The 19,880-nt window shown below is 67.3% G+C and carries 17 protein-coding genes; 5 read left to right on the top strand and 12 right to left on the bottom strand.

Going from position 1 to position 19,880, the window contains the following annotated elements:
* Nucleotides 1-4 precede the first annotated feature (4 nt).
* Nucleotides 5-691: a response regulator transcription factor gene (locus HF886_RS04020; protein WP_169619916.1), complete on the bottom strand. Its 687-nt coding sequence runs from the start codon at nt 689-691 to the stop codon at nt 5-7.
* The gene (locus HF886_RS04015) at nt 688-1,956 is read right to left on the bottom strand and encodes an ATP-binding protein (RefSeq protein WP_296551772.1); all 1,269 of its coding nucleotides are present in this window, start codon (nt 1,954-1,956) and stop codon (nt 688-690) included. The genes HF886_RS04020 and HF886_RS04015 overlap by 4 nt, the downstream gene beginning before the upstream one ends.
* A 130-nt stretch (nt 1,957-2,086) precedes the next feature.
* Between HF886_RS04015 and HF886_RS04010 the strand changes: the two genes are divergently transcribed.
* Both HF886_RS04010 and HF886_RS04005 read left to right on the top strand, forming a co-directional pair.
* The gene (locus HF886_RS04010) at nt 2,087-3,508 is read left to right on the top strand and encodes a PspC domain-containing protein (protein WP_169619918.1); all 1,422 of its coding nucleotides are present in this window, start codon (nt 2,087-2,089) and stop codon (nt 3,506-3,508) included.
* The gene (locus tag HF886_RS04005) at nt 3,501-3,740 is read left to right on the top strand and encodes a hypothetical protein (RefSeq protein ID WP_169619919.1); all 240 of its coding nucleotides are present in this window, start codon (nt 3,501-3,503) and stop codon (nt 3,738-3,740) included. The genes HF886_RS04010 and HF886_RS04005 overlap by 8 nt, the downstream gene beginning before the upstream one ends.
* 30 nt (nt 3,741-3,770) lie before the next feature.
* Here HF886_RS04005 and HF886_RS04000 read toward each other — a convergent pair whose 3' ends face one another.
* The 5 genes from HF886_RS04000 to guaB form a co-directional block, all read right to left on the bottom strand.
* Complete coding sequence (locus tag HF886_RS04000) at nt 3,771-5,099, bottom strand: hemolysin family protein (protein WP_169651637.1); 1,329 nt, start codon at nt 5,097-5,099, stop codon at nt 3,771-3,773.
* Nucleotides 5,100-5,260: 161 nt separating this feature from the next.
* On the bottom strand, nt 5,261-6,832 hold the full coding sequence (guaA, locus tag HF886_RS03995) for a glutamine-hydrolyzing GMP synthase (RefSeq protein WP_169651636.1): 1,572 nt from the start codon (nt 6,830-6,832) through the stop codon (nt 5,261-5,263).
* 57 nt (nt 6,833-6,889) lie between these two features.
* Nucleotides 6,890-8,620 (bottom strand): GMC family oxidoreductase, encoded by a 1,731-nt coding sequence (locus HF886_RS03990; RefSeq protein ID WP_169651635.1) that lies wholly within the window; start codon nt 8,618-8,620, stop codon nt 6,890-6,892.
* Between the two features lie 204 nt (nt 8,621-8,824).
* On the bottom strand, nt 8,825-9,964 hold the full coding sequence (locus tag HF886_RS03985; protein WP_169651634.1) for a GuaB3 family IMP dehydrogenase-related protein: 1,140 nt from the start codon (nt 9,962-9,964) through the stop codon (nt 8,825-8,827).
* Between the two features lie 72 nt (nt 9,965-10,036).
* The gene (gene guaB / locus HF886_RS03980) at nt 10,037-11,560 is read right to left on the bottom strand and encodes an IMP dehydrogenase (RefSeq protein WP_169619924.1); all 1,524 of its coding nucleotides are present in this window, start codon (nt 11,558-11,560) and stop codon (nt 10,037-10,039) included.
* A 297-nt stretch (nt 11,561-11,857) separates the two neighbouring features.
* Here guaB and HF886_RS03975 point away from each other — a divergent pair, with 297 nt between their 5' ends.
* Nucleotides 11,858-12,268 (top strand): DUF5319 domain-containing protein, encoded by a 411-nt coding sequence (locus HF886_RS03975; RefSeq protein WP_169619925.1) that lies wholly within the window; start codon nt 11,858-11,860, stop codon nt 12,266-12,268.
* A gap of 82 nt (nt 12,269-12,350) precedes the next feature.
* On the opposite strand, the gene HF886_RS03970 is transcribed toward HF886_RS03975, so the two are convergent.
* From HF886_RS03970 to HF886_RS03960, 3 genes are all read right to left on the bottom strand, one after another.
* Complete coding sequence (locus HF886_RS03970) at nt 12,351-13,361, bottom strand: anti-sigma-D factor RsdA (RefSeq protein WP_169651633.1); 1,011 nt, start codon at nt 13,359-13,361, stop codon at nt 12,351-12,353.
* Complete coding sequence (locus HF886_RS03965) at nt 13,354-13,932, bottom strand: sigma-70 family RNA polymerase sigma factor (RefSeq protein ID WP_169651632.1); 579 nt, start codon at nt 13,930-13,932, stop codon at nt 13,354-13,356. Before HF886_RS03965 ends, HF886_RS03970 begins: the two co-directional genes overlap by 8 nt.
* A 120-nt stretch (nt 13,933-14,052) precedes the next feature.
* Nucleotides 14,053-14,970 carry a hypothetical protein gene (locus HF886_RS03960; RefSeq protein WP_240954887.1) on the bottom strand — a complete coding sequence of 306 codons (918 nt, stop codon included), beginning with the start codon at nt 14,968-14,970 and terminating at the stop codon, nt 14,053-14,055.
* A 533-nt stretch (nt 14,971-15,503) separates the two neighbouring features.
* Here HF886_RS03960 and HF886_RS03955 point away from each other — a divergent pair.
* On the top strand, nt 15,504-15,797 hold the full coding sequence (locus HF886_RS03955; protein ID WP_072699558.1) for a WhiB family transcriptional regulator: 294 nt from the start codon (nt 15,504-15,506) through the stop codon (nt 15,795-15,797).
* Nucleotides 15,798-15,954: 157 nt separating this feature from the next.
* On the opposite strand, the gene groL is transcribed toward HF886_RS03955, so the two are convergent.
* Nucleotides 15,955-17,571, bottom strand: a complete 1,617-nt coding sequence (gene groL / locus HF886_RS03950; protein WP_169619928.1) for a chaperonin GroEL — start codon at nt 17,569-17,571, stop codon at nt 15,955-15,957.
* Nucleotides 17,572-17,658: 87 nt separating this feature from the next.
* Nucleotides 17,659-17,961: a co-chaperone GroES gene (groES, locus tag HF886_RS03945; RefSeq protein WP_006550071.1), complete on the bottom strand. Its 303-nt coding sequence runs from the start codon at nt 17,959-17,961 to the stop codon at nt 17,659-17,661.
* A 317-nt stretch (nt 17,962-18,278) separates the two neighbouring features.
* Between groES and HF886_RS03940 the strand changes: the two genes are divergently transcribed.
* Complete coding sequence (locus HF886_RS03940) at nt 18,279-19,868, top strand: Hsp70 family protein (protein ID WP_169651631.1); 1,590 nt, start codon at nt 18,279-18,281, stop codon at nt 19,866-19,868.
* Nucleotides 19,869-19,880 lie beyond the last annotated feature (12 nt).

The following is a 19,880-nucleotide window of genomic DNA, read 5'->3' as shown; positions in this document are numbered from 1 at the left end:
CCGGTCAATCGATGCGGCGCCGGTGTGCCCATCGCGTCAGCGCATTGCGATTGGACTGCTGGGTCTTGCGAAGCACGTTCGACGCGTGGGTTTCGACCGTCTTCACCGAGATCACCAGTTCTTCGGCGATCTCGCGGTAGGTGTAACCGCGGGCGAGCAATCGCAGTACTTCGAGTTCCCGCGGCGTCAGGGAGTCCAACTCGGGATCGAGCGGGGGTTCCGGCGCGGAAGACCTGCCGGTGAACGAGTCGAGCACGAAACCCGCAAGCCGCGGGCTGAATACCGCGTCTCCCCCTGCCACCCGGCGTACCGCGTCGGCAAGGTCGGGTCCCGAGATGGTCTTGGTGACGTATCCGCGCGCGCCGGCACGGATGACGGCGATGACATCTTCGGCTGCGTCCGACACGCTCAGCGCGAGACACACCGGACCGTCGGTGATGCGGTTGAGCACGGCCACTCCGCCACCGTCGGGCATGTGCACGTCGAGGAGCACGACGTCGGGCCGCGAAGTCTCGATACCGGCGACGGCCTCACCGACACCGCCGGCCTCCCCCACGATGTCCATGTCGTGTTCGCGCCCCAGCTCGGTGCGGACACCCGACCGGAACACCGCGTGGTCGTCGACCAGGAAGACGCGGAAACGGCGGACGTGCTCGGAAACCTCGGACGCTGTCACCGGGGTCGAAATCACTGCGTCTGCTCCTCGGGGTGGGGGTCGGTCACCTCCCACTCTAAGGTCGTCTCCTCGCTCTGCTCGCGTCCGGCGCGCGGCATGTGGATGCGAATTTCGGTGCCTTTGCCCGGATTCGACTTCACCACCGTCCGTCCGCCGCGGCGTTCGATACGGGTGCGGATCGAACGAGCAAGTCCCTGGCGATCTCCGGGCACCGCATCGGGATCGAATCCCACGCCGCGGTCGCGGACGAACACACTGATCTGGTCCGGTTCGACTTCCGCGAACAGATCGACGTTGTCGACCTGCGCGTGCTTGGCAGCGTTGACGAGTGCTTCGCGCGTGGCGCCGAGAACGGCGGTGACAGCTTCGGGCGACATGTCGTCGTCCGGTGCCACGTCGCCGACGATGACGGGCACGACCGACACTCCGTGCTGATCCTCGACCTCGCCCGCGATCGTCCGCAGTGCTTCTGCGAGGGAAGTCCGCGGCGACTCGTCCCCACCGAACAGCCAGCGTCGTAGTTCGCGTTCCTGGCTGCGCGCGAGCCGAAGGACTTCTTGCTGATCGGCAGCCTGCTTCTGGATGAGGGCGAGGGTCTGCAATACGGAATCGTGCAGGTGGGACGCAATTTCTTCGCGCTCCTCGTTCCGGACGCGCGCAGCACGCTCGGATTCGAGCGCCCGCCACATCCGGATCCACAACGGTACGGACAGCAACGCGGCACCGATCAGGGTCACCACCACCGCCAGGAGCGAGGACCGCAATGCCGCCACGTCGACCTGGGCGAGGACTATCACTCCCAGTCCCGTGACCACGAGCGTGAGACCACCGAGGACGCGGGCCCACGTGAGCACCGTCGGCCTGGCCGGCAGACCGAAGACCGATCTCGGTCCTTCCGCGTCGAATTCTCGCCACACCAGGGCCGCGCCCACCGCGACCACCAGAACCGGCGTGATGACCGAGGCCGCTCCCCCGCTGAAAAGCCACGACAGGCCCACAGCGAGGGCAATTCCCATGACCGCCAGCCCCACCGCGCGGCGACGTTCCCCCGGCTCGGGGCGGGTACTGTCCGATCCCGGCGGCACGAACATCCACAACAATCCGTATGCGACGATGCCGACGCCGCCGAGGGCGGCCAGGATCGTGAACGCGACCCGCACCTTCGTGACGTCGATTCCGAGGTGATCCGCCAGTCCACCGGCGACGCCGCCCACGACACGTCCGCCCACCCGTCGCTCGAGGCGCGGGACGGGGAGGGGTGATCCGGCTACAGGCTGCACATATCGATACTGACACGGTTGCACCCGGTACGGCATCGGGGACGGACCCTGATGTCAGGGTGTTCCGCGGCGCCGGAAATCAGGGTTTCTCCCCGATGTGCCCGATGCTGCTTCACGACAGGATGGTGCCATGACCACGAGGAGCTTCCCCGAGCAACTGTCGGATATGTGGCGCACCCGCCCGGTGCGCCTGCCGGAACAGGGACATGTCGCCGGTGTGTGCACGGGGATCGGAATGCGCTACGGCGTCGACCCGGTGCTCATCCGCGTCGCCTTCACCGTATCGGCGATCTTCGGTGGCGCCGGAATCGTGCTGTACCTGGCAGCGTGGGTGTTGTTCACGCGCCGCGGCGATCAGGTGTCGCCACTCGAATCCCTGATGGGACGGGGGAACAGTTCGGATTCGTCCACCAAGGTGATCGTCATCCTGGTGGCCCTCGCGATCGCGGCGAGCGCTGTAGGCCCGGTCGGAGCCGGCTTCGGAGGTTCCGGATTCATCGGTGCGTTCCTGATGCTCGGCGGCTGGTGGTTGCTGTACCAGCGCCAGCCGGAACCTCCGGTGGGATTCCTCCCGCCGGAAGGAGGATTCACCGCTGACCCGTCCGCATCTCCGGAGCAGCCCTTCCAGCAGGGCATCTTCTCGCACGGAATGTTCATGCACCAGATGTTCACGCGGAACGCGTTCGGGCAGACGACCACCTCGACTCCGCCCCCCAGCGGATTGGCCCCCGGCGACCCGGGCTATCTGACAGGCACGCCGGAGGCGACGGCCGGCACGACGCAGGAGGGAACCACGCCGATGAGCACGCCGTCCGGCACGCCGAACCTTCGTAAGGAACCGGACCCCGGAGCGCCGACGAAGGACTCCTCGCCGGCTGCGCCGGGTCCGCCGGCATGGGATCCCCTCGGCGTCGCGCCGTTCGCGTGGGATCTTCCCGCACCGGCACCTGCCCGTGATCTCGTTCCCACCGGAAAGAGGCGCTCGCGCCTGACCACCACCGTTCTCGGACTTGCGGTGCTCGCTGCGGCAGCCGCAGGAGCGGTCGCCGTGGCCGGCGATGTCGCGTGGATGACACCGGCCCGGGTCGGCGCGATCGCACTCGCGGTCATCGGCGCCGGCATGATCGTGGGTGCGTTCCTGCATCGCGGGCACGGACTGCTGGTCGTCACCGGACCGCTGCTCGGCTTCGTGGTCCTGGCCTCGATCATCGGTCCGATGGATCATTCGAATTGGGGCAATCGCCACTGGGCGCCGACCTCGGCGGCAGAACTCCAGCCCGCCTACGCGTCCCATTTCGGTGAGATGACACTCGATCTGCGAAACCTCGAGCTCACCGAGGACTACACGGTCGACGTCGACGGCAGCTTCGGCAACGTCGAGGTGCTGCTGCCCGAGAATCTCGATGTCCGCACGACGTGTTCGGTCGACGCCGGCGAGATCACGCAATGCCCCGAGCCCGGCCTCGACGGAGGGCGTGACGGCGAAAAGGGGCCGGTCCTGACCTTGGACGCGGCTGTCGACTTCGGAAACCTGGAGGTGCATCGTGGCTGAGTACGACACCGCATTCGATACCGGATCCGCGCAGGAAGGCCGGTGCCGGCGCGGCCCCTCGATCCTGCTCCTGCTCTCCGGCGTCGTCGCGCTTCTGGTCAGCGCGTGGGCACTCGTCGGACCGTTCTCCGTGGATTTCCTCACCACGTTCGACGGGGGATGGATTCTGGTCGGGGTAGCCGTCGTGATCGGTGCCGTGCTGGTGTTCCTGCCGAACAGGCGCTCCAAGTAGACGCGGCACCGACACCGACGCATCCCGGTCTCAGGCTCGAGACCGGGATGCGTCGTCCGGGTCGGAGTGCCGGGGGCGAGTCAGGCGCAGGCGCGCGATGCGGCGACCGTCGAGTTCGGTGACGGTCAACCGGTTTCCGTCGAGAGCGAGGCTTTCGCCCACCTGCGGCAGGTGCTCCAGCCGGTAGAGGACAAAGCCGGCGACCGTGTCGTACGGGCCCTCGGGTAGCGCGATACCGGTCCGCCGAGCGAAGTCCTCGACGTGCAGTAATCCGTCGATGTCTTCGCGCAACGCCGGGCGTCCCGTGCCCGACGCGTCCGGACCGGGCGCACCGTCGACGGGATCGAACTCGTCACCGATCTCGCCGACGATCTCCTCCACGATGTCCTCGACCGTGACGATGCCTGCGGTGCCGCCGTATTCGTCGACGACCAACGCGATCTGCGCATTGCCCCGTCGCATCACCGTCAGAGCGGCAAGAGCCGGCTTCGATCCCGGCAACGCCACAATCGGCCGGCACAGGTCCGCGACCGTGCCGTCGGGCCGATCGATCAGCAACAGATCGCGCAGGTGCACGAACCCGATCACATGATCGGCAGTGTCCGCGATGACCGGATATCTCGTATGACCCAGCCCGAGAGCGAGGGCGCGAGCGTCGGGAATCGTGGTGTCGGCCCGCAGGAAATCGACTTCCGTGCGGGGCCGCATCACCTCCCCCAAATGCCGGGAACCTACGTCGAACACCTCGGTGAACACGCTGCGTTCGTCCTCGGACAGCGCCTCGAGACCGACGAGCATGTCGCGCAGTTCCTCGTGCGTGATCTGCTCGTTCTTGAGTGACGGGTCGGAACCGAGAAGGCGCACCAGCGCATCGGTCGAGACCGAGAGCAACCGGATGACCGGCCGCATGACGGTGGCGAACCGGTCGAGGGCCGGTGCCGTGGCCAGCGCCATCCCCGTCGACCGCTGCAGCGCGATGCGCTTGGGTACCAGTTCGCCGAGAACCAGTGACAGGTAGGCGATCACCAGGGTGGTGCCGATCAGGGCGACAGCATCGGCTGCGGCAGGCCCGAGACCCCATCCCCGCAGTACCGGTGCCAGATCGGGCGCGAGGGTCGACGCTCCGAAGGCGGCAGAGAAGAACCCGGCGACCGTAACGCCGATCTGGACGGCCGACAGAAACCGGTTCGGGTCACGCGCGAGTGCGGCAGTGCGGCGACCCCGGCCCCCACGCCGCGCCAACTCCCGAATCTGGCTCTCACGCAACGACACCAGAGCCATTTCGGTAGCGGCGAACACCCCGCCCACCAGAACGAAAACGAGGACCGCCACCACGTTGACGAGCGTGCCGCCGGTCACGTCGGCAACCTGCTGCCGGTGCGGCGGGACTGAGAGCTCAGGCCGTGGTCCATGTTCCGCGCTCCTCGCCGGTGACCTCTCAGTCTAGGCGGAGGGGGCGGCGTCCCGGAGCAGGTCGAGGGTGCTCGACCTGCCCGGGGCGTCCTACGAGTTCGGGGAACTCACTCCCATTCGATGGTTCCCGGCGGCTTGCTCGTCACGTCGAGCACGACGCGGTTCACCTCGGGGACCTCGTTCGTGATGCGCGTGGAGATGCGCTCGAGCGTCTCGTACGGCAGTCGCGTCCAGTCCGCGGTCATGGCATCTTCGCTCGAGACCGGGCGCAGGACGATGGGGTGGCCGTAGGTGCGGCCGTCACCCTGCACGCCCACGCTCCGCACGTCGGCGAGCAGCACGACCGGGCACTGCCAGATCTGGCCGTCGAGCCCGGCAGAGGTGAGTTCCTCGCGCGCGATGGAGTCGGCACGACGAAGAATCTCGAGTCGCTCGCGGGTGACCTCGCCGATGATGCGGATACCGAGGCCCGGGCCGGGGAACGGCTGGCGGCCGACGATCTCCTCGGGCAGTCCGAGCTGACGTCCCACGGCGCGCACTTCGTCCTTGAACAGCAGGCGCAGCGGTTCGACGAGTGCGAACTGCAGATCTTCCGGGAGACCACCGACGTTGTGGTGGCTCTTGATGTTGGCGGTGCCGGAGCCGCCACCCGACTCGACCACATCGGGATACAGCGTGCCCTGCACGAGGAACTCGACGGTCTCGCCCTTCTCGGCGCCCTCGCCGAGCACCTCGGACACCGCGCCTTCGAAACTGCGGATGAATTCGCGGCCGATGATCTTGCGCTTGGTCTCGGGGTCGGTGACACCGGAGAGCTCCCGGAGGAAAGTGTCCGAGGCGTCCACGGTGACGAGGCGGGCGCCGGTGGCGGCGACGAAGTCCTTCTCCACCTGCTGACGCTCACCCTCCCGCATCAGGCCGTGGTCGACGAAAACGCAGGTGAGGCGGTCACCGATCGCGCGCTGCACGAGCGCCGCCGCGACTGCCGAGTCCACGCCACCGGACAGCCCGCAGATCGCGCGTCCGTCTCCGACCTGTGCCCGAACCTGCTCGATGAGGGATTCGGCGATGTTGGCTGCCGTCCAGCTGCCGGGAATGCCCGCGATGTCGTGCAGGAAGCGGCTCAGGACCTGCTGGCCGTGCGGTGAGTGCAGGACCTCGGGGTGGTACTGGACGCCCGCAAGTCGCCGGGCGCGATCCTCGAAGGCGGCAACCGGGGCACCCGCGCTCGTCGCGGTGACCTCGAAGCCCTCGGGAGCTGCGGTGACGCCGTCCCCGTGGCTCATCCATACCGGCTGCGTCGCGGGCAGACCGTCGTGCAGAACTCCGCCGGAGACCTCGAGTTCGGTGCGGCCGTATTCACGGGCACCGGTGTGCCCGACGGTGCCGCCGAGTGCCTGGGCCATCGCCTGGAAGCCGTAGCAGATGCCGAACACCGGGACGCCGAGATCGAACAGCTTCGGGTCGAGTGTGGGCGCGCCGTCTTCGTAGACGCTGGAGGGACCACCGGAGAGCACCACTGCGAGCGGATCCTTCGCTGCGATCTCGTCTACGGCGGTGGTGTGAGGCACGACCTCCGAGTACACGTTCGCCTCACGGACGCGCCGTGCGATCAGCTGCGCGTACTGGGCTCCGAAGTCGACGACGAGGACCGGCCTGGACTGCTGGGTTTGCGACACCAGAACAGTCTAAGCGGCCGCGCCGGGTGCCCCCGACGCGGCCGGACCGGTGGAGGATCAGGCGGCCCCGGTCGAGCCTGTGATCTCGACGATGGGCAGGTGCAGCGCCCCGGGGGCACCCTCGGGGACCACGGGGTTCTTCGGTGCGATCGGCTGCAGCCTGCGGTAGGCCTCGCCCTGGGCAGGCCGCTGGTCCTGCTCGCCCTTGTTGGGCCAGAGCGCCGCGGCACGTTCGGCCTGCGCTGCGATGGTGAGCGAGGGGTTCACCCCGAGGTTCGCCGATACTGCCGCTCCGTCCGCGACACTGAGGGTGGGGTAGCCGTGCACCCGCTGGTACGGGTCGATCACGCCGTGTTCGGGATCGGTTCCGATGACTGCGCCGCCGAGGAAGTGTGCGGTGAGCGGAATGTTGAAGATCTCACCCCACGTACCTCCGGCGACGCCGTCGATCTTCTCCGCGATGCGACGGGTCGCCTCGTTTCCGGCGGGGATCCACGTGGGGTTGGGCTGGCCGTGGCCCTGCTTGCTGGTGACCTTCCGGCTGCCGAAGAGACCCTTCTTCGTGTAGGTGGTGATCGAGTTGTCGAGGTTCTGCATGACGAGGGCGATGATCGTCCGCTCGCTCCAGTTCCGCACCGACAGCATCCGCAGCATCTTGCGCGGATTCTTCGCCACCTGACCGAGGAACTTGATCCAGCGCGGGGTGGGTCCGTCGCCGTCGGTCATCAGGGTCTGCAGCAGCCCCATCGCGTTCGAGCCCTTGCCGTAACGCACGGGCTCGATGTGGGTGTCGGGCGTCGGATGGAACGACGACGTGATCGCGACGCCCTGCGTGATGTCCAGATCGGGATGCACCTCGTACATGCCCGCGCCGACGATCGATTCGGAGTTGGTGCGGGTCAGTTCGCCCACGCGATCGGAGAGCGCGGGCAGCGCACCGGTGTCCTTGAGGTGGTGCAGCAGGTGCTGGGTGCCCCACGTACCGGCGGCGAGCACGACGTGCGAGGCCGTGTAGGTACGGCGGCCCTTGCGCAGCCACGCGCCGGTGCGCTCGGTGATCACGTCCCATGTGCCGTCGCCGGCCTCACGGAGATCGGTGACGGTGGTCAGCGGAATGATCTCGGCTCCTGCGGTTTCCGCGAGCCCGAGATAGTTCTTGACGAGGGTGTTCTTCGCGCCGTGACGGCAACCCGTCATGCACTCGCCACATTCGATGCAGCCGGCGCGATCGGGTCCGGCACCGCCGAAGTACGGGTCGGGCACGGTGCGCCCCGCTTCACCGAAGTACACCCCCACCGGAGTCTTGACGAACGTCTCACCGACGCCCATCTCGTCCGCGACCTCCTTGACGACCTTGTCCGCCGCGGTCATCCGGCTGTACTGCACGACACCGAGCATCCGCTGTGCCTGCTCGTAGAAGGGGCTCAGCTCGTCGTGCCAATCGGTGATGCCGGCCCACTGTGCGTCCTCGAAGAACGGAGCCGGGGGCTTGTACAAGGTGTTCGCGTAGTTGAGCGATCCGCCGCCCACCCCGGCGCCCGCGAGAATCAGGCAGTCACGCAGCAAGTGGACGCGCTGGATACCGAAGCATCCGAGCTTGGGTGCCCACAGGAAACGCCGGAGGTCCCAGCTGGTCTTCGCGAAGTCGGCGTCGGCAAAACGACGTCCTGCTTCGAGGATTCCGACCTTGTAGCCCTTCTCCACCAGGCGGAGCGCGGTGACGCTTCCACCGAACCCGGATCCGACGATCAGAACGTCGTAGTCCGTAACCCGCTGCTGCTGACCCATGGCACCTCCACCGAACGGCATTTGTTACCGGTCAGTATGCACACCGAAGATGTGATTACCGGCACGAGGCAACCCTAACCGTTACCGGGAGTTGCACCAAGACCCCGAACAGCGAATACGGCTGTGGCCGAATGCCGCCTTCACGCCGCCGAAGCGACGCGGGGAGCATTCGGCCACAGCCGAGCAGATTCGTGCGGTGCTGCGTCAGGCGCGCACCGACAAGCCCACCTTCTGGAATTCCTTGAGATCCGAGTACCCGGCCTTGGCCATCGAACGGCGCAGACCGCCGACGAGGTTGAGCGAACCGTACGGATCGTCGGACGGCCCGTTCAGGACGCGCGCCAGACTGGGCCGCTCGTCGTACGCGACCTGGAGCACCGCACCGCGAGGCATCGACGGGTGCGCGGCCACCGAGGGCCAGTACCAGCCGTGTCCGGCGGCCTCTGCCGCCACCGCGAGCGGGGCGCCGAGCACCGCGGCGTCGGCGCCGCAGGCAATCGCCTTCGCCAGATCACCGGCGGTCTCGATATCTCCGTCCGCGATCACGTGGACGTACCGGCCACCGGTCTCGTCGAGGTAGTCGCGGCGAGCGGCAGCCGCATCCGCGATCGCCGTCGCCATCGGGATTCCGATCCCGAGCGAAGGACTCGTGGTGGTCGCCTCCGCAGTCGATCCGAAACCGACGATGACGCCCGCGGCACCCGTGCGCATCAGGTGCAGGGCCGTCCGATGGTCGCTCACGCCGCCGGCAACCACCGGCACGTCGAGCTCGGAGATGAACGTCTTCAGGTTGAGCGGCTCGTCCTCGCCGTGCGCGACGTGCTCGGCGGAGATGATGGTGCCCTGCACGACGAGCAGGTCGATGCCGGCCTTCACGAGCGCGGGAGTGAGGGCGCGCGCGTTCTGCGGACTCACGCGCACCGCGGTGGTGACACCCTCGTCACGCACCTGTGCGACCGCGGCGGCCAGCAGGTCGGGCTTCAGCGGGGCCGCATGCAGCTCCTGCAGGTACCGGATCGCGGCACTGGGGTCCGGATCGGAGTCGGCGATCTCGGCGAGCCGGGTGATCACCGCGTCGACGTCGGCGTGACGACCCCACAGGCCCTCACCGTTGATGACGCCGAGGCCACCGGCCTTACCCAGCTCCACCGCGAACGACGGCGACACCAGGGCGTCGGTGGGGTGCGCGAGGACGGGAATGTCGAAGCGGTACGCATCGAGCTGCCACGCCGTCGACACCTCCTTCGACGAACGCGTCCGCCGGGACGGAACGATATCGACGTCGTCCAGTTCGTAGGTGCGGCGAGCCGTGCGGCCCATGCCGATTTCAACGAGGTCGCGCACGCGCGCCCCTTTCTCCTGTATTGACGGTGCTCCCGTCACACCTGAGACGGGGCATGCTGCGGACTCGTGGCCCTACCGGGCAGCGTAGTTCGGTGCCTCCGCGGTGATCGTGATGTCGTGCGGATGGCTCTCTTTCAGACCTGCCGCGGTGATCTGGACGAACTGCGCGTTCTGCAGTTCCTCGATCGTCGACGCCCCCGTGTAGCCCATGGCCGCCCGAAGGCCACCGATGAGCTGGTGCGTGACCTGCTGCAGAGGTCCGCGGAACGGAACACGTCCCTCGATCCCCTCCGGCACGAGCTTGTCCTCGGACAGCACGTCGTCCTGGAAGTAGCGATCCTTCGAGTACGACTTGGCTTCGCCCCGGCTCTGCATCGCGCCGAGCGAACCCATGCCGCGGTAGCTCTTGAACTGCTTGCCGTTGACGAGGATCAGCTGGCCGGGCGACTCGGTCGTGCCGGCGAGAAGCGAACCGAGCATCGCAGTGGACGCGCCGGCCGCCAGGGCCTTCGCCACGTCTCCGGAGAACTGCATGCCACCGTCGGCGATCACCGGCACACCGTGTGCCCGTGCCACCGTCGACGCTTCGAGAATCGCGGTGATCTGAGGCGCACCCACACCGGCGACGACACGCGTCGTGCAGATCGAGCCGGGACCGATACCGACCTTGACGGCGTCGACGCCCGCTTCGATGAGCGCCGCCGTTCCCTGCCGGGTCGCGACGTTGCCGCCGATGATCTGCACGCGCTCGCCCACCTCGGCCTTGAGCTTGGCGATCATCGACAACACGTTCGACGAGTGACCGTGCGCGCTGTCCACGACGAAGACGTCGACACCGGCGTCCGCCAGCGTCATGGCACGAGTCCACGCGTCGTCACCGACGCCGACGGCCGCGCCGACGAGCAGACGGCCGTCGCGGTCCTTGGTGGCGTTGGGATGCTGTTCGGTCTTGACGAAGTCCTTGACGGTGATCAGCCCGGTGAGCTTGCCCTGACCGTCGACGATCGGCAGCTTCTCGATCTTGTGACGGCGCAGGAGCCCGAGTGCGGCCTCGGCGGTGACGCCTTCGCGCGCGGTGACGAGAGGCGACTTGGTCATCACCTCGTAGACCGGCCGGTTCTGATCCACCTCGAACCGCATATCGCGGTTCGTGATGATGCCGACGAGCTGGCCTTCGTCGTCGGTGACGGGAAGACCCGAGATGCGGAAGCGCGCACACTTCGCGTCGACCTCGGCGAGCGTGTCGGTCGGCTTGCAGGTCACGGGATCGGTGACCATGCCCGCCTCGGACCGCTTCACGGTCTCGACCTGAGCGGCCTGCACGTCCGCAGGCATATTGCGGTGCAGCACGCCCATACCGCCGACACGGGCCATCGCGATGGCCATGCGCGACTCGGTGACCGTGTCCATGGCGGAACTCACCAGCGGTGTACGCAGGCGGATGTCGCGGGTCAGCTGACTCGAGGTGTCGACCTTGCTCGGGACGACGTCGGACGCCGCCGGCAGCAGCAGCACGTCGTCGAAGGTCAGTCCCAACATGGCGACCTTCTCGGGGTCGTCACCGCCGGTGTGCACATGCCCTCCGGTACTACTCATGCGGTTCGGACCCTCCGTTGACGATCGATGGGTGCGGACGGCAACCGTCCGGCATCGGAAAATTGTGGTGTGCAGCGATGCCGACCTGCAGAACCGCCGCCTGCGCTTCCCGTTCCGGCACCGCCGGAGCCGGGACTACGCGCACATGTCCATGATATCCGTTGGCCGGAACTGTCCTCGCTCAACCCTGGCACCGTGGCCGTTCCGGTGCGGATTCGACACGGGATGCGGCCGGGTTGCGGCGTGTCCGGGCCGTTCCGCTGGCGCAGAACCCCTCGGGCTGCGTACCGTGGAGTCGTGCGTGATCAGTTGCCCCCCGGGCTTCCCCCGGACCCGTTCGCAGGAGATCCCGACGATCCGTCCGCAGCTTTGGACGCGATCGAGCCGGGTCAGCCACTCGATCCTGCCGAACGCCTCGCGGTGGAAGAAGACCTCGCCGACCTCGCGGTCTACGAGGCATTGCTGGCTCCACGTGGAGTCCGCGGTCTCGTTGTGTGCTGCGAGGATTGCCACCAGGACCACTACCACGACTGGGACATGCTCCGGGCGAACCTGCTGCAGTTGCTTGTCGACGGCACCGTCCGTCCGCACGAGCCTGCGTTCGATCCCGCGCCCGATGCCTACGTGACGTGGGACTACTGCCGCGGATACGCCGACGCCTCGATGAACGACGCGTTGCCGGTGGACCCGTACGGACGAGAGCCCTGACTCCCCCACACTCGACGACAACGAGGGCCCAGCAGCGTCGCTGCTGGGCCCTCGTTTCTGTGAGCAGGTCGAGACCGTCCCCCTAGGGAGTACCCGGTTCCGAATTCGCCGTCGTCTGCGAATGCGACGCAGACGCAGGCGAGGTGGGCGGTAGCGGCGACGTATCCCCCGGTGTCCCGCTCGACGGTTCCGTCGTCCCGGGCTGGGTCGGTGACGGCGTCGGAGTCGGCGAAGGAGTGTCGGACGCCGGCGGCGCATCGAGAATGGTGGGGTCGATCGGCGGCGGGGACGGTGACGGTACCGGTTGCGACGGCTCGACGGGACCGGGCGTCGTCGGAAGCGGCCCCGGCTCCACGGGAAGGAGGGTGTCCGACGGAATCTGCCCGACGTCGGGCGCGGGCACCACCGCAGTGTCCGAGGGCGGCGGCAGTGGCAGTGGTGACGGCGCGGGCGCCAGTTTGTCGATTTCGGCCGACAACCTTTGTAGCCAGTCTCCGAGGGCATCGCGGTCGCCCTGGTCGGTGACCCGCGCCGACCGCGCTTCGGCGGACTGCAACAATTGCTCCGCTTCGTCGGTCTTTCCGTCGGCGATCAATTGCTCGGCGCGTTCGAGCGTCGACGTGGTATCGATGCGGGCTTCTGTCGATTGCGCCTGCTCGCTGAACACGACCTGCTTCACGCTCCACAGCGGGTCGCCGGGCTCTGCGCTGTAGGACACCGCAGTGGCGCCGCCGAGAGCAATCATCACCAGCGCGGCAGCCCCGGCAATCGGGCGGATCACGCGAAGTTGGCTCTTCGACCGCGCACGCCGTGAGGCGAGGGCGTCACGAGCACCGAGTTCCCTGTGGACGGCGGCGACGACCTGATCGAGGTCCGGCTCCGCGGGTACCGGGTCGGACAGGATCTCGGCTCGCCAGCCGGCCAGCAGAGTGGCGAGTTCGTATTCCTCGGTCGATTCCGTCTCGACGGGACCGTTTCCCGAGATCGCGTCGATGAGGGCGTCGTCTCGCCGGACTGCAGAGATGTCCACGGTAGCGTCGCCGTCGGGCAGATCCTCGGAGAAGCTGCCGCCCGAGTTGCGCCTCCTACCCATTCCTTTCACCTGCTCTCGTGACTTCTTTCTTGAGTCTGGCGATGGCTCGGTGCTGAGCCACTCGTATCGCTCCCGCTGTGCTTCCGACTGCCACGGCCGTTTCCTCGGCCGACAACCCCATCACCAGACGCAAGATCAAGACCTCGCGTTGTTTCTCCGGAAGAATCTCCAAAAGCTTCTTCATCTCCCGGCCGGCTTCCGAGTTGAGCGCAAATTCCTCCGGGCTGTCGTCGAGCGACATCACTTCCGGCACATCCGCAACGGGTTCGGCGCGATTACGCGCCGCGCTGCGGTGTGCGTCGGCGACCTTGTGGGCCGCAATGCCGTAGACGAACGCCATGAAGGGGCGTCCCTGGTCCTGATATCTCGGCAACGCAGTCATCACAGCCAGGCACACCTCCTGCGCTACGTCGTCTGCAGAGAGCTGGCCGCGCTCTGCGGATCCCACTCGTGCGCGGCAGTACCGCACGACGAGCGGTCGAACACCTTCGAGAACTCGGGAGAGAGCAGCACGATCACCCTGCGCAGCCGCAACAACGGCGGCGTCCCACTCCTCACCCATAACAGTCATCGATTGCGCAAGTCCTGGCGTTACAGAGACACGATCCCCCACCCGGGCGTGCTTCCACGGAGACGTGGAACCCACCTAGCGTAGCGATAGTGGCCGACAATTCGGGTACGGCAGTACCGGTCAGACGCCCATCGGGACAAATCGCCCACCGCGGCGGACGATCGTTGCGGCGCATGCGTTCACCGCTCCTACCGCCTCGGGGGAGCCACCGACGCCCGCGAGCATCATCGCTGCCGCCCACCGAAGCGGGATCAAGCCGTGTTCCGCGCAACAGTCGAACACTTCTCTCGCGAGCTCACGCGCCGGCTCCGAATCGGCATCGCCGGTCAGCGACGCGGCCCTGATCAGGTCGGATTTGATCGTGTGCCGCACCGATCCGTACCGCGACGCGAGGGCGGCAGCACGATCCGCGAACACGCGAGCGGTGGAGAAGTCCCCTCCGGCCAGAGCCGTTTCGGCACTCACCCATGCGAGGCGTATCCGCTGGCGCAGAAAGGGTGCGTCGCCGTCGGCGTCCTCGGCCTCGTCCAGCACCGCGGTGCACCGTGTCAGCAGGTCCCGGGAAGCCGCGAGCCCCCCGGTCCCCAGCGAGTCGGCGGCGAGACCGGTCAGTGCGTCGCATCGAGCTCGGACACAACGGATGCGATTCTCCGGATCCCCGTGCGAGGCAGCCTCCGTCCCTACTGCCGCCAGCGCCCGGCCGTCCGACGCCGCAGCCACCCGATGGCCTCCGAGTTGGCGGAGCAGCGATGCCTCGGTACTTGCGACGAGTGACGCCCAGGCCCCTGTCGGTCCAACCTCCCGGCGGAGCCGCGAGAGTTCGGCTCGCGCCGCGGCATAGCGCCCCTGGCCGCCCAGGGCCACGGCGCGGTGCCACCGCTGTTCCACATCGTGCGCTGCCGGGAGCGGATGCATGCCCGGGGCGGCGCCGAATGCCGCAGCGGCCAGCGCGGCCGCCGCACCGGGCGAACTCGGCGGCAACGAACGCTGCGGACCCGCCGATTCGATGTCATCCTTCATGGGGCCTTTGGCGAACATCGGACAATCATCGCACCGACGTTCGGCCCGCCCGATCCGGGCCGAATGTTTCAAGAAATACGCACCGCGCGCGCAAATAGTCTTGAAGAGTGGAATAGGACGAACGTCCAGGGAACCGAATTCGAACATTTCCTTTAACGTAGCGTTAAGAACATACAATTTGTATGCCCAACGAAGGCGGCGCACAAGAGGCTCCGCGACGAGGGCGAAACCCCCGTACACCGGCACACCGCTGCCTTTGCACTGGTTAGGGCGATGAGCGAACCCAGCCATGTCCGCAACGCCGGATTTCGAAAGACATTCGGCTGCCGGGTTGCATCATGACCCGGTCACAATGTAAATATTTCAGGGGTTAATTCTTGACGTTGTTGTTATGGACTTCGCCACTGATCGAAACCCTTGACGGTGAATCGATAACGCTTTTACGGTGAGTTCGCTCGAAACAAAGATTCGCTCGGCTGCATGGGGGTACCCCATCACCGAACTACGGTCCGCTCGTCCTTGATGCGAGCAACGCTGCGAAGGAGTGCCACATGCCTGCACCGAATCACCTGCCCGGGCCCAACGCGGACCTGTGGGATTGGCAGATGGACGGCAAGTGTCGCGGAGTGGACTCCTCGATGTTCTTCCATCCGGACGGGGAACGGGGACGTGCGCGCGCCCAGCGCGAGAGCCGTGCGAAGGATCTGTGCCGTAGTTGCCCCGTGCTCGAGCAGTGCCGCGAGCACGCACTCACCGTTGCCGAGCCGTACGGCATCTGGGGCGGAATGTCGGAGACCGAACGTGAGATGTACGCCCGTCATCGCCGACGCAAGGTCGCCGTGTGATGCGGCCCCGGTGCGGATGACCCCGCCCTACAGGCTGCACGTCCGAGCGTCGTCCGCCGAGCGCCCGACGGCCCGAGCCGGCACCGCTCTCCGACACGACGAAGCCCCGCGCATGGAACTCTGCGCGGGGCTTCGAGTTTCGTGTCTCGGTTCGCTCCTAGTGAGCGTGCCCGTGACCGTGGTTGTCGTCCGCAGCCTCTTCGGGCTTCTCGACGATGGCACTCTCGGTGGTGAGGATCATCCGCGCGACCGAGGCCGCGTTGACAACCGCCGAGCGCGTCACCTTCACCGGATCGACGACACCGTCGGCGAGCAGGTCGCCGTAGGTGAGGGTCGCGGCGTTGAAGCCGTGGCCTTTCTCCGCTTCGGTCACCTTATTCACCACGACGGCTCCGTCCAGGCCGGCGTTGGAGGCGATCCAGTACAACGGCGCGGTCAGCGCGGTACGCAGGACCGCGACACCGAGCGCCTCGTCGCCCGAGAGCGAGTCTTCGAGTTCACGCAGCGAGAGCGACGCCTGGACCAGAGCCGAACCGCCACCGGGGACGATGCCCTCTTCGACGGCGGCCTTGGCCGCGTTCACGGCGTCCTCGACCCGGAACTTGCGTTCCTTGAGATCGGTTTCGGTGGCCGCGCCGACCTTGATGACCGCCACGCCGCCCGCGAGCTTCGCCAGACGCTCTTCGAGCTTCTCGCGGTCCCAGTCGGACTCGGTCGCCTCGATCTCACGCCGCAACTGCGCCGCGCGTGCTTCGATCTCGTCGGCCGTGCCTGCGCCGTCGACGATCGTGGTGCTGTCCTTCGTGACGACGACACGACGTGCCTTGCCGAGCAGGTCGAGTCCGGCCTCCTTCAGGGACAGGCCCAGATCGGAGTTGATGACCGTACCCGCGGTGACGACCGCGAGGTCGTCGAGGAACGCCTTGCGGCGATCGCCGAAGTACGGCGCCTTGACCGCGACAGCCTTGAGGGTTTTGCGGATCGCGTTGACCACGAGGGTCGACAGCGGTTCGCCTTCGATGTCCTCGGCGATGAGCAGAACGGGCTTACCCGATTCAGCGATCTTCTCGAGGAGCGGGAGGAAGTCGGGAAGCGAGGTGATCTTCTCGCGGTAGAGCAGGATCAGCGCGTCCTCGAGGACGGCTTCCTGGGTGTCTACGTCGGTGATGAAGTACGGGGACAGGAAGCCCTTGTCGAACTGGACACCCTCGGTGACGACGAGTTCGGTGTGCATGGTCGAGGATTCCTCGATCGTGACGACACCGTTTTCGCCGACCCGCGTGAGGGCCTCGCCGACCATCTCGCCGATTTCCGCGTCACGGCACGAGACCGTGGCGACCTGCGCGATGGCGTTCTTGCCCTCGACCGGGGTGGCGGCCGCGAGCAGAGCTTCGCAGACGCGGTCGGCACCCTTGGAGATGCCCGAACCCATGGCCATCGGGTTTGCTCCCGCGGCGATGTTTCTCAGGCCGGCCTTGACGAGCGCCTGCGCGAGAACCGTCGCGGTGGTGGTGCCGTCACCCGCGACGTCGTTGGTCTTGGTGGCAACGCTCTTGACGAGCTGAGCGCCGAGATTCTCGAACGGGTCTGCCAGTTCGATCTCCCGGGCGATGCTGACACCGTCATTGGTGACGGTGGGGCCACCGAAAGCCTTGGCGAGCACGACGTGCCGCCCACGCGGGCCGAGGGTGACCTTGACGGCGTCGGCGAGCTGGTCGACACCGCGTTCGAGTGCTCGGCGCGCGGTCTCGTTGAACTCGATTTGTTTGGACATGTTCTCCGGCTACTCCTGGACTCGGGTGATCCGCAACGGATTCCGCCCCGGGTCCATGACGGAACTCCGGGGCGGAATGTGTGCGGCCTACTTGGCGACGACAGCCAGGACGTCGCGCGCAGACAGGATCAGGTACTCCTCGCCGGCGTACTTGATCTCGGTTCCGCCGTACTTGCTGTAGATGACGACGTCGCCTTCCTTGACGTCGAGCGGGATGCGCTTGTCGCCATCTTCGTCCCAGCGGCCGGGGCCTACAGCGACGACGGTGCCCTCCTGGGGCTTCTCCTTCGCCGTATCCGGGATGACGAGGCCGGAGGCAGTCGTCGTCTCGGCCTCATTGGCCTGGACGAGGATCTTGTCCTCGAGCGGCTTGATGTTCACGCTCGCCACGATGAGCCCTCCACTTTCAGGGGTTTTTGGGTCCGAAGCTCTCGATGTCCTCGGACGCGGGGTTGTTCAGTCACCACGGGTGACGCCGTACGCAGACCCGTCGTCGCGGGTGCCGGATCAACGCTCGGTGTCACTAGCACTCTATACATGAGAGTGCCAGCCACTCAAGAGGGGCCGGGGCCGACGCGCCGAGCCGAGTCACCACATACAGAATTATGTTACGGTTGCATAACGAAATCGAGAGCGTGACCATACGGTGACCCCAGAGAGGGAAAAGAACCCCGCCCGAGCACCGGTCATGCACGAGAGGTGAACTTATGCCCACGTCGCTAGGCATCTCCGTGGGAACGTCAGGTGTCGGTTCGGCCCTACGGGTCGACACGGAGACCGGATCCACCACCGAGTACCGCCGACTGGCTGCCGATTCCGACCGAAGCCGTGAACTCGGTGATCTTGTGTTCGACGCCGTCTCCCTGATGTGCGCGCACCTGGCGGATCGTCCTGTTGTCAACGTCGCCTACCGCACCGACGAACAAGCCGAGACCGTACGTCTCGCTGCCGAACGCGAGGGACGACACGTACGACTCGTCCCCGAAACCGCTGCGACGCTCGCATTCCTCCGCACCGTGGGCCTTCGCTCCGAAGCGGGAACGGTCGCGATCGCCGATCTCGGTGCCACGGGCACCACGGTGTCCGTCCTGGACCAGTCCACCGGCACCGTCCTTCGCTCTGCACGCACCGAAGAAGTCAGCGGCAACGCGCTCGGAACACGGATCTACGAACGGGTCCTCCGCTCCACGAGCACGATGCGCACCCGCCGCCGGATCGACTCCGAGTTGCTCGCCGCCCGGTGCCAGGGCGCCCAGGAGGTACTCACCACCGCCGACGTCGCGCGGATCGACATCGCGGAAGCGGGACCCGACGCGTCCGTCACCCTCACCCGCGCCGACCTCCACGAACTGAGCGCCGACCTCGCCGACACGGCTGCCGCATTCACGCGGCGCATCTGCACCGGATCGACACCGCACCCACGGACACTCGCACTGGTCGGTGGCGCGGCCGGCGTTCCCGCCCTGGCCGACGCAATTGCGGGCGCGTTCGACGGCGACACCATGCGCGTGGCCGAGCCTGCATCCGCTGCGGCTCAGGGCGCCGCCCTGATCGGCGAGTCGGCCGAGGCAGCGGCCTATCCCTTGGTCGGGTCGTCGAGGACGCGTCGCGGCAAAACGAGCGGACGACTCTCGGGCACGCTTGCCGGTGTACTCGTGCTGAGCGCGATCCTCGCGGGTTTCGCCACCGAGCATTTCGCCGGCCGCGACACCGCCGGCGGGCCGGTCTCGCCGTTGATGACGAGCGGAGCGGTACCCCCGGCGAACGAGGACGCACCCCGGGCGCCCACCGAGACCGCGATCCCGTCCCAGGACCCGGATTCCCTGCCGATCTCGACTCTCACCTCGGACGCACAGTTCCCGCCCGCACCGACCGCCGACATGCTCCCTCCGGCCATCCTCGACACGGACATCCCCGGATCGAGCACGTCGAATCCCCGGTCCGGTGGAACCACGGTGACCCCCACCCCGATCGACCAGGTGCCCACCCCCGAGGTCTCGCCCGACGAGACCTTCCCCGATCGCGACACCACCACTGCGCCGCCGTCGAGCACCACACCGGACCCGTCGACCACACCGGGGCCCGACGACACCACACTTCCGGACACCACGAGTCCGATTCCGGTGTCACCGGAACCGAGCGATCAACCGGGTACGGAACCGTCCGACCCGGGGATCGCTCCGTCGCCGGCGCCTACGACGACAGAGGGCGCACCGGCCGTCGCGCCCGGGACGCCGCTCTCGGGCGAGACCGGCACCGTTGTCATCCCTCCGGAGAACGCCGACACCGGCGGCTGACGCCGCGCGGGG

Origin of the sequence: Rhodococcus sp. 105337 (assembly GCF_012844225.1) — a bacterium.
In the GTDB taxonomy this organism is placed as follows: domain Bacteria; phylum Actinomycetota; class Actinomycetes; order Mycobacteriales; family Mycobacteriaceae; genus Rhodococcus.
This window is presented reverse-complemented; position numbering and strand designations above follow the sequence as displayed.

Coding starts and splice junctions, on each gene's coding strand:
- HF886_RS03940 (WP_169651631.1), top strand. CDS start 18,279: ATGCCCACGTCGCTAGGCATCTCCGTGGGAACGTCAGGTGTCGGTTCG.
- HF886_RS03960 (WP_240954887.1), bottom strand. CDS start 14,970: ATGTTCGCCAAAGGCCCCATGAAGGATGACATCGAATCGGCGGGTCCG.
- HF886_RS03990 (WP_169651635.1), bottom strand. CDS start 8,620: ATGGGTCAGCAGCAGCGGGTTACGGACTACGACGTTCTGATCGTCGGA.
- groL (WP_169619928.1), bottom strand. CDS start 17,571: ATGTCCAAACAAATCGAGTTCAACGAGACCGCGCGCCGAGCACTCGAA.
- HF886_RS03965 (WP_169651632.1), bottom strand. CDS start 13,932: ATGACTGTTATGGGTGAGGAGTGGGACGCCGCCGTTGTTGCGGCTGCG.
- HF886_RS04010 (WP_169619918.1), top strand. CDS start 2,087: ATGACCACGAGGAGCTTCCCCGAGCAACTGTCGGATATGTGGCGCACC.
- guaB (WP_169619924.1), bottom strand. CDS start 11,560: ATGAGTAGTACCGGAGGGCATGTGCACACCGGCGGTGACGACCCCGAG.
- HF886_RS03970 (WP_169651633.1), bottom strand. CDS start 13,361: ATGGGTAGGAGGCGCAACTCGGGCGGCAGCTTCTCCGAGGATCTGCCC.
- HF886_RS03955 (WP_072699558.1), top strand. CDS start 15,504: ATGCCTGCACCGAATCACCTGCCCGGGCCCAACGCGGACCTGTGGGAT.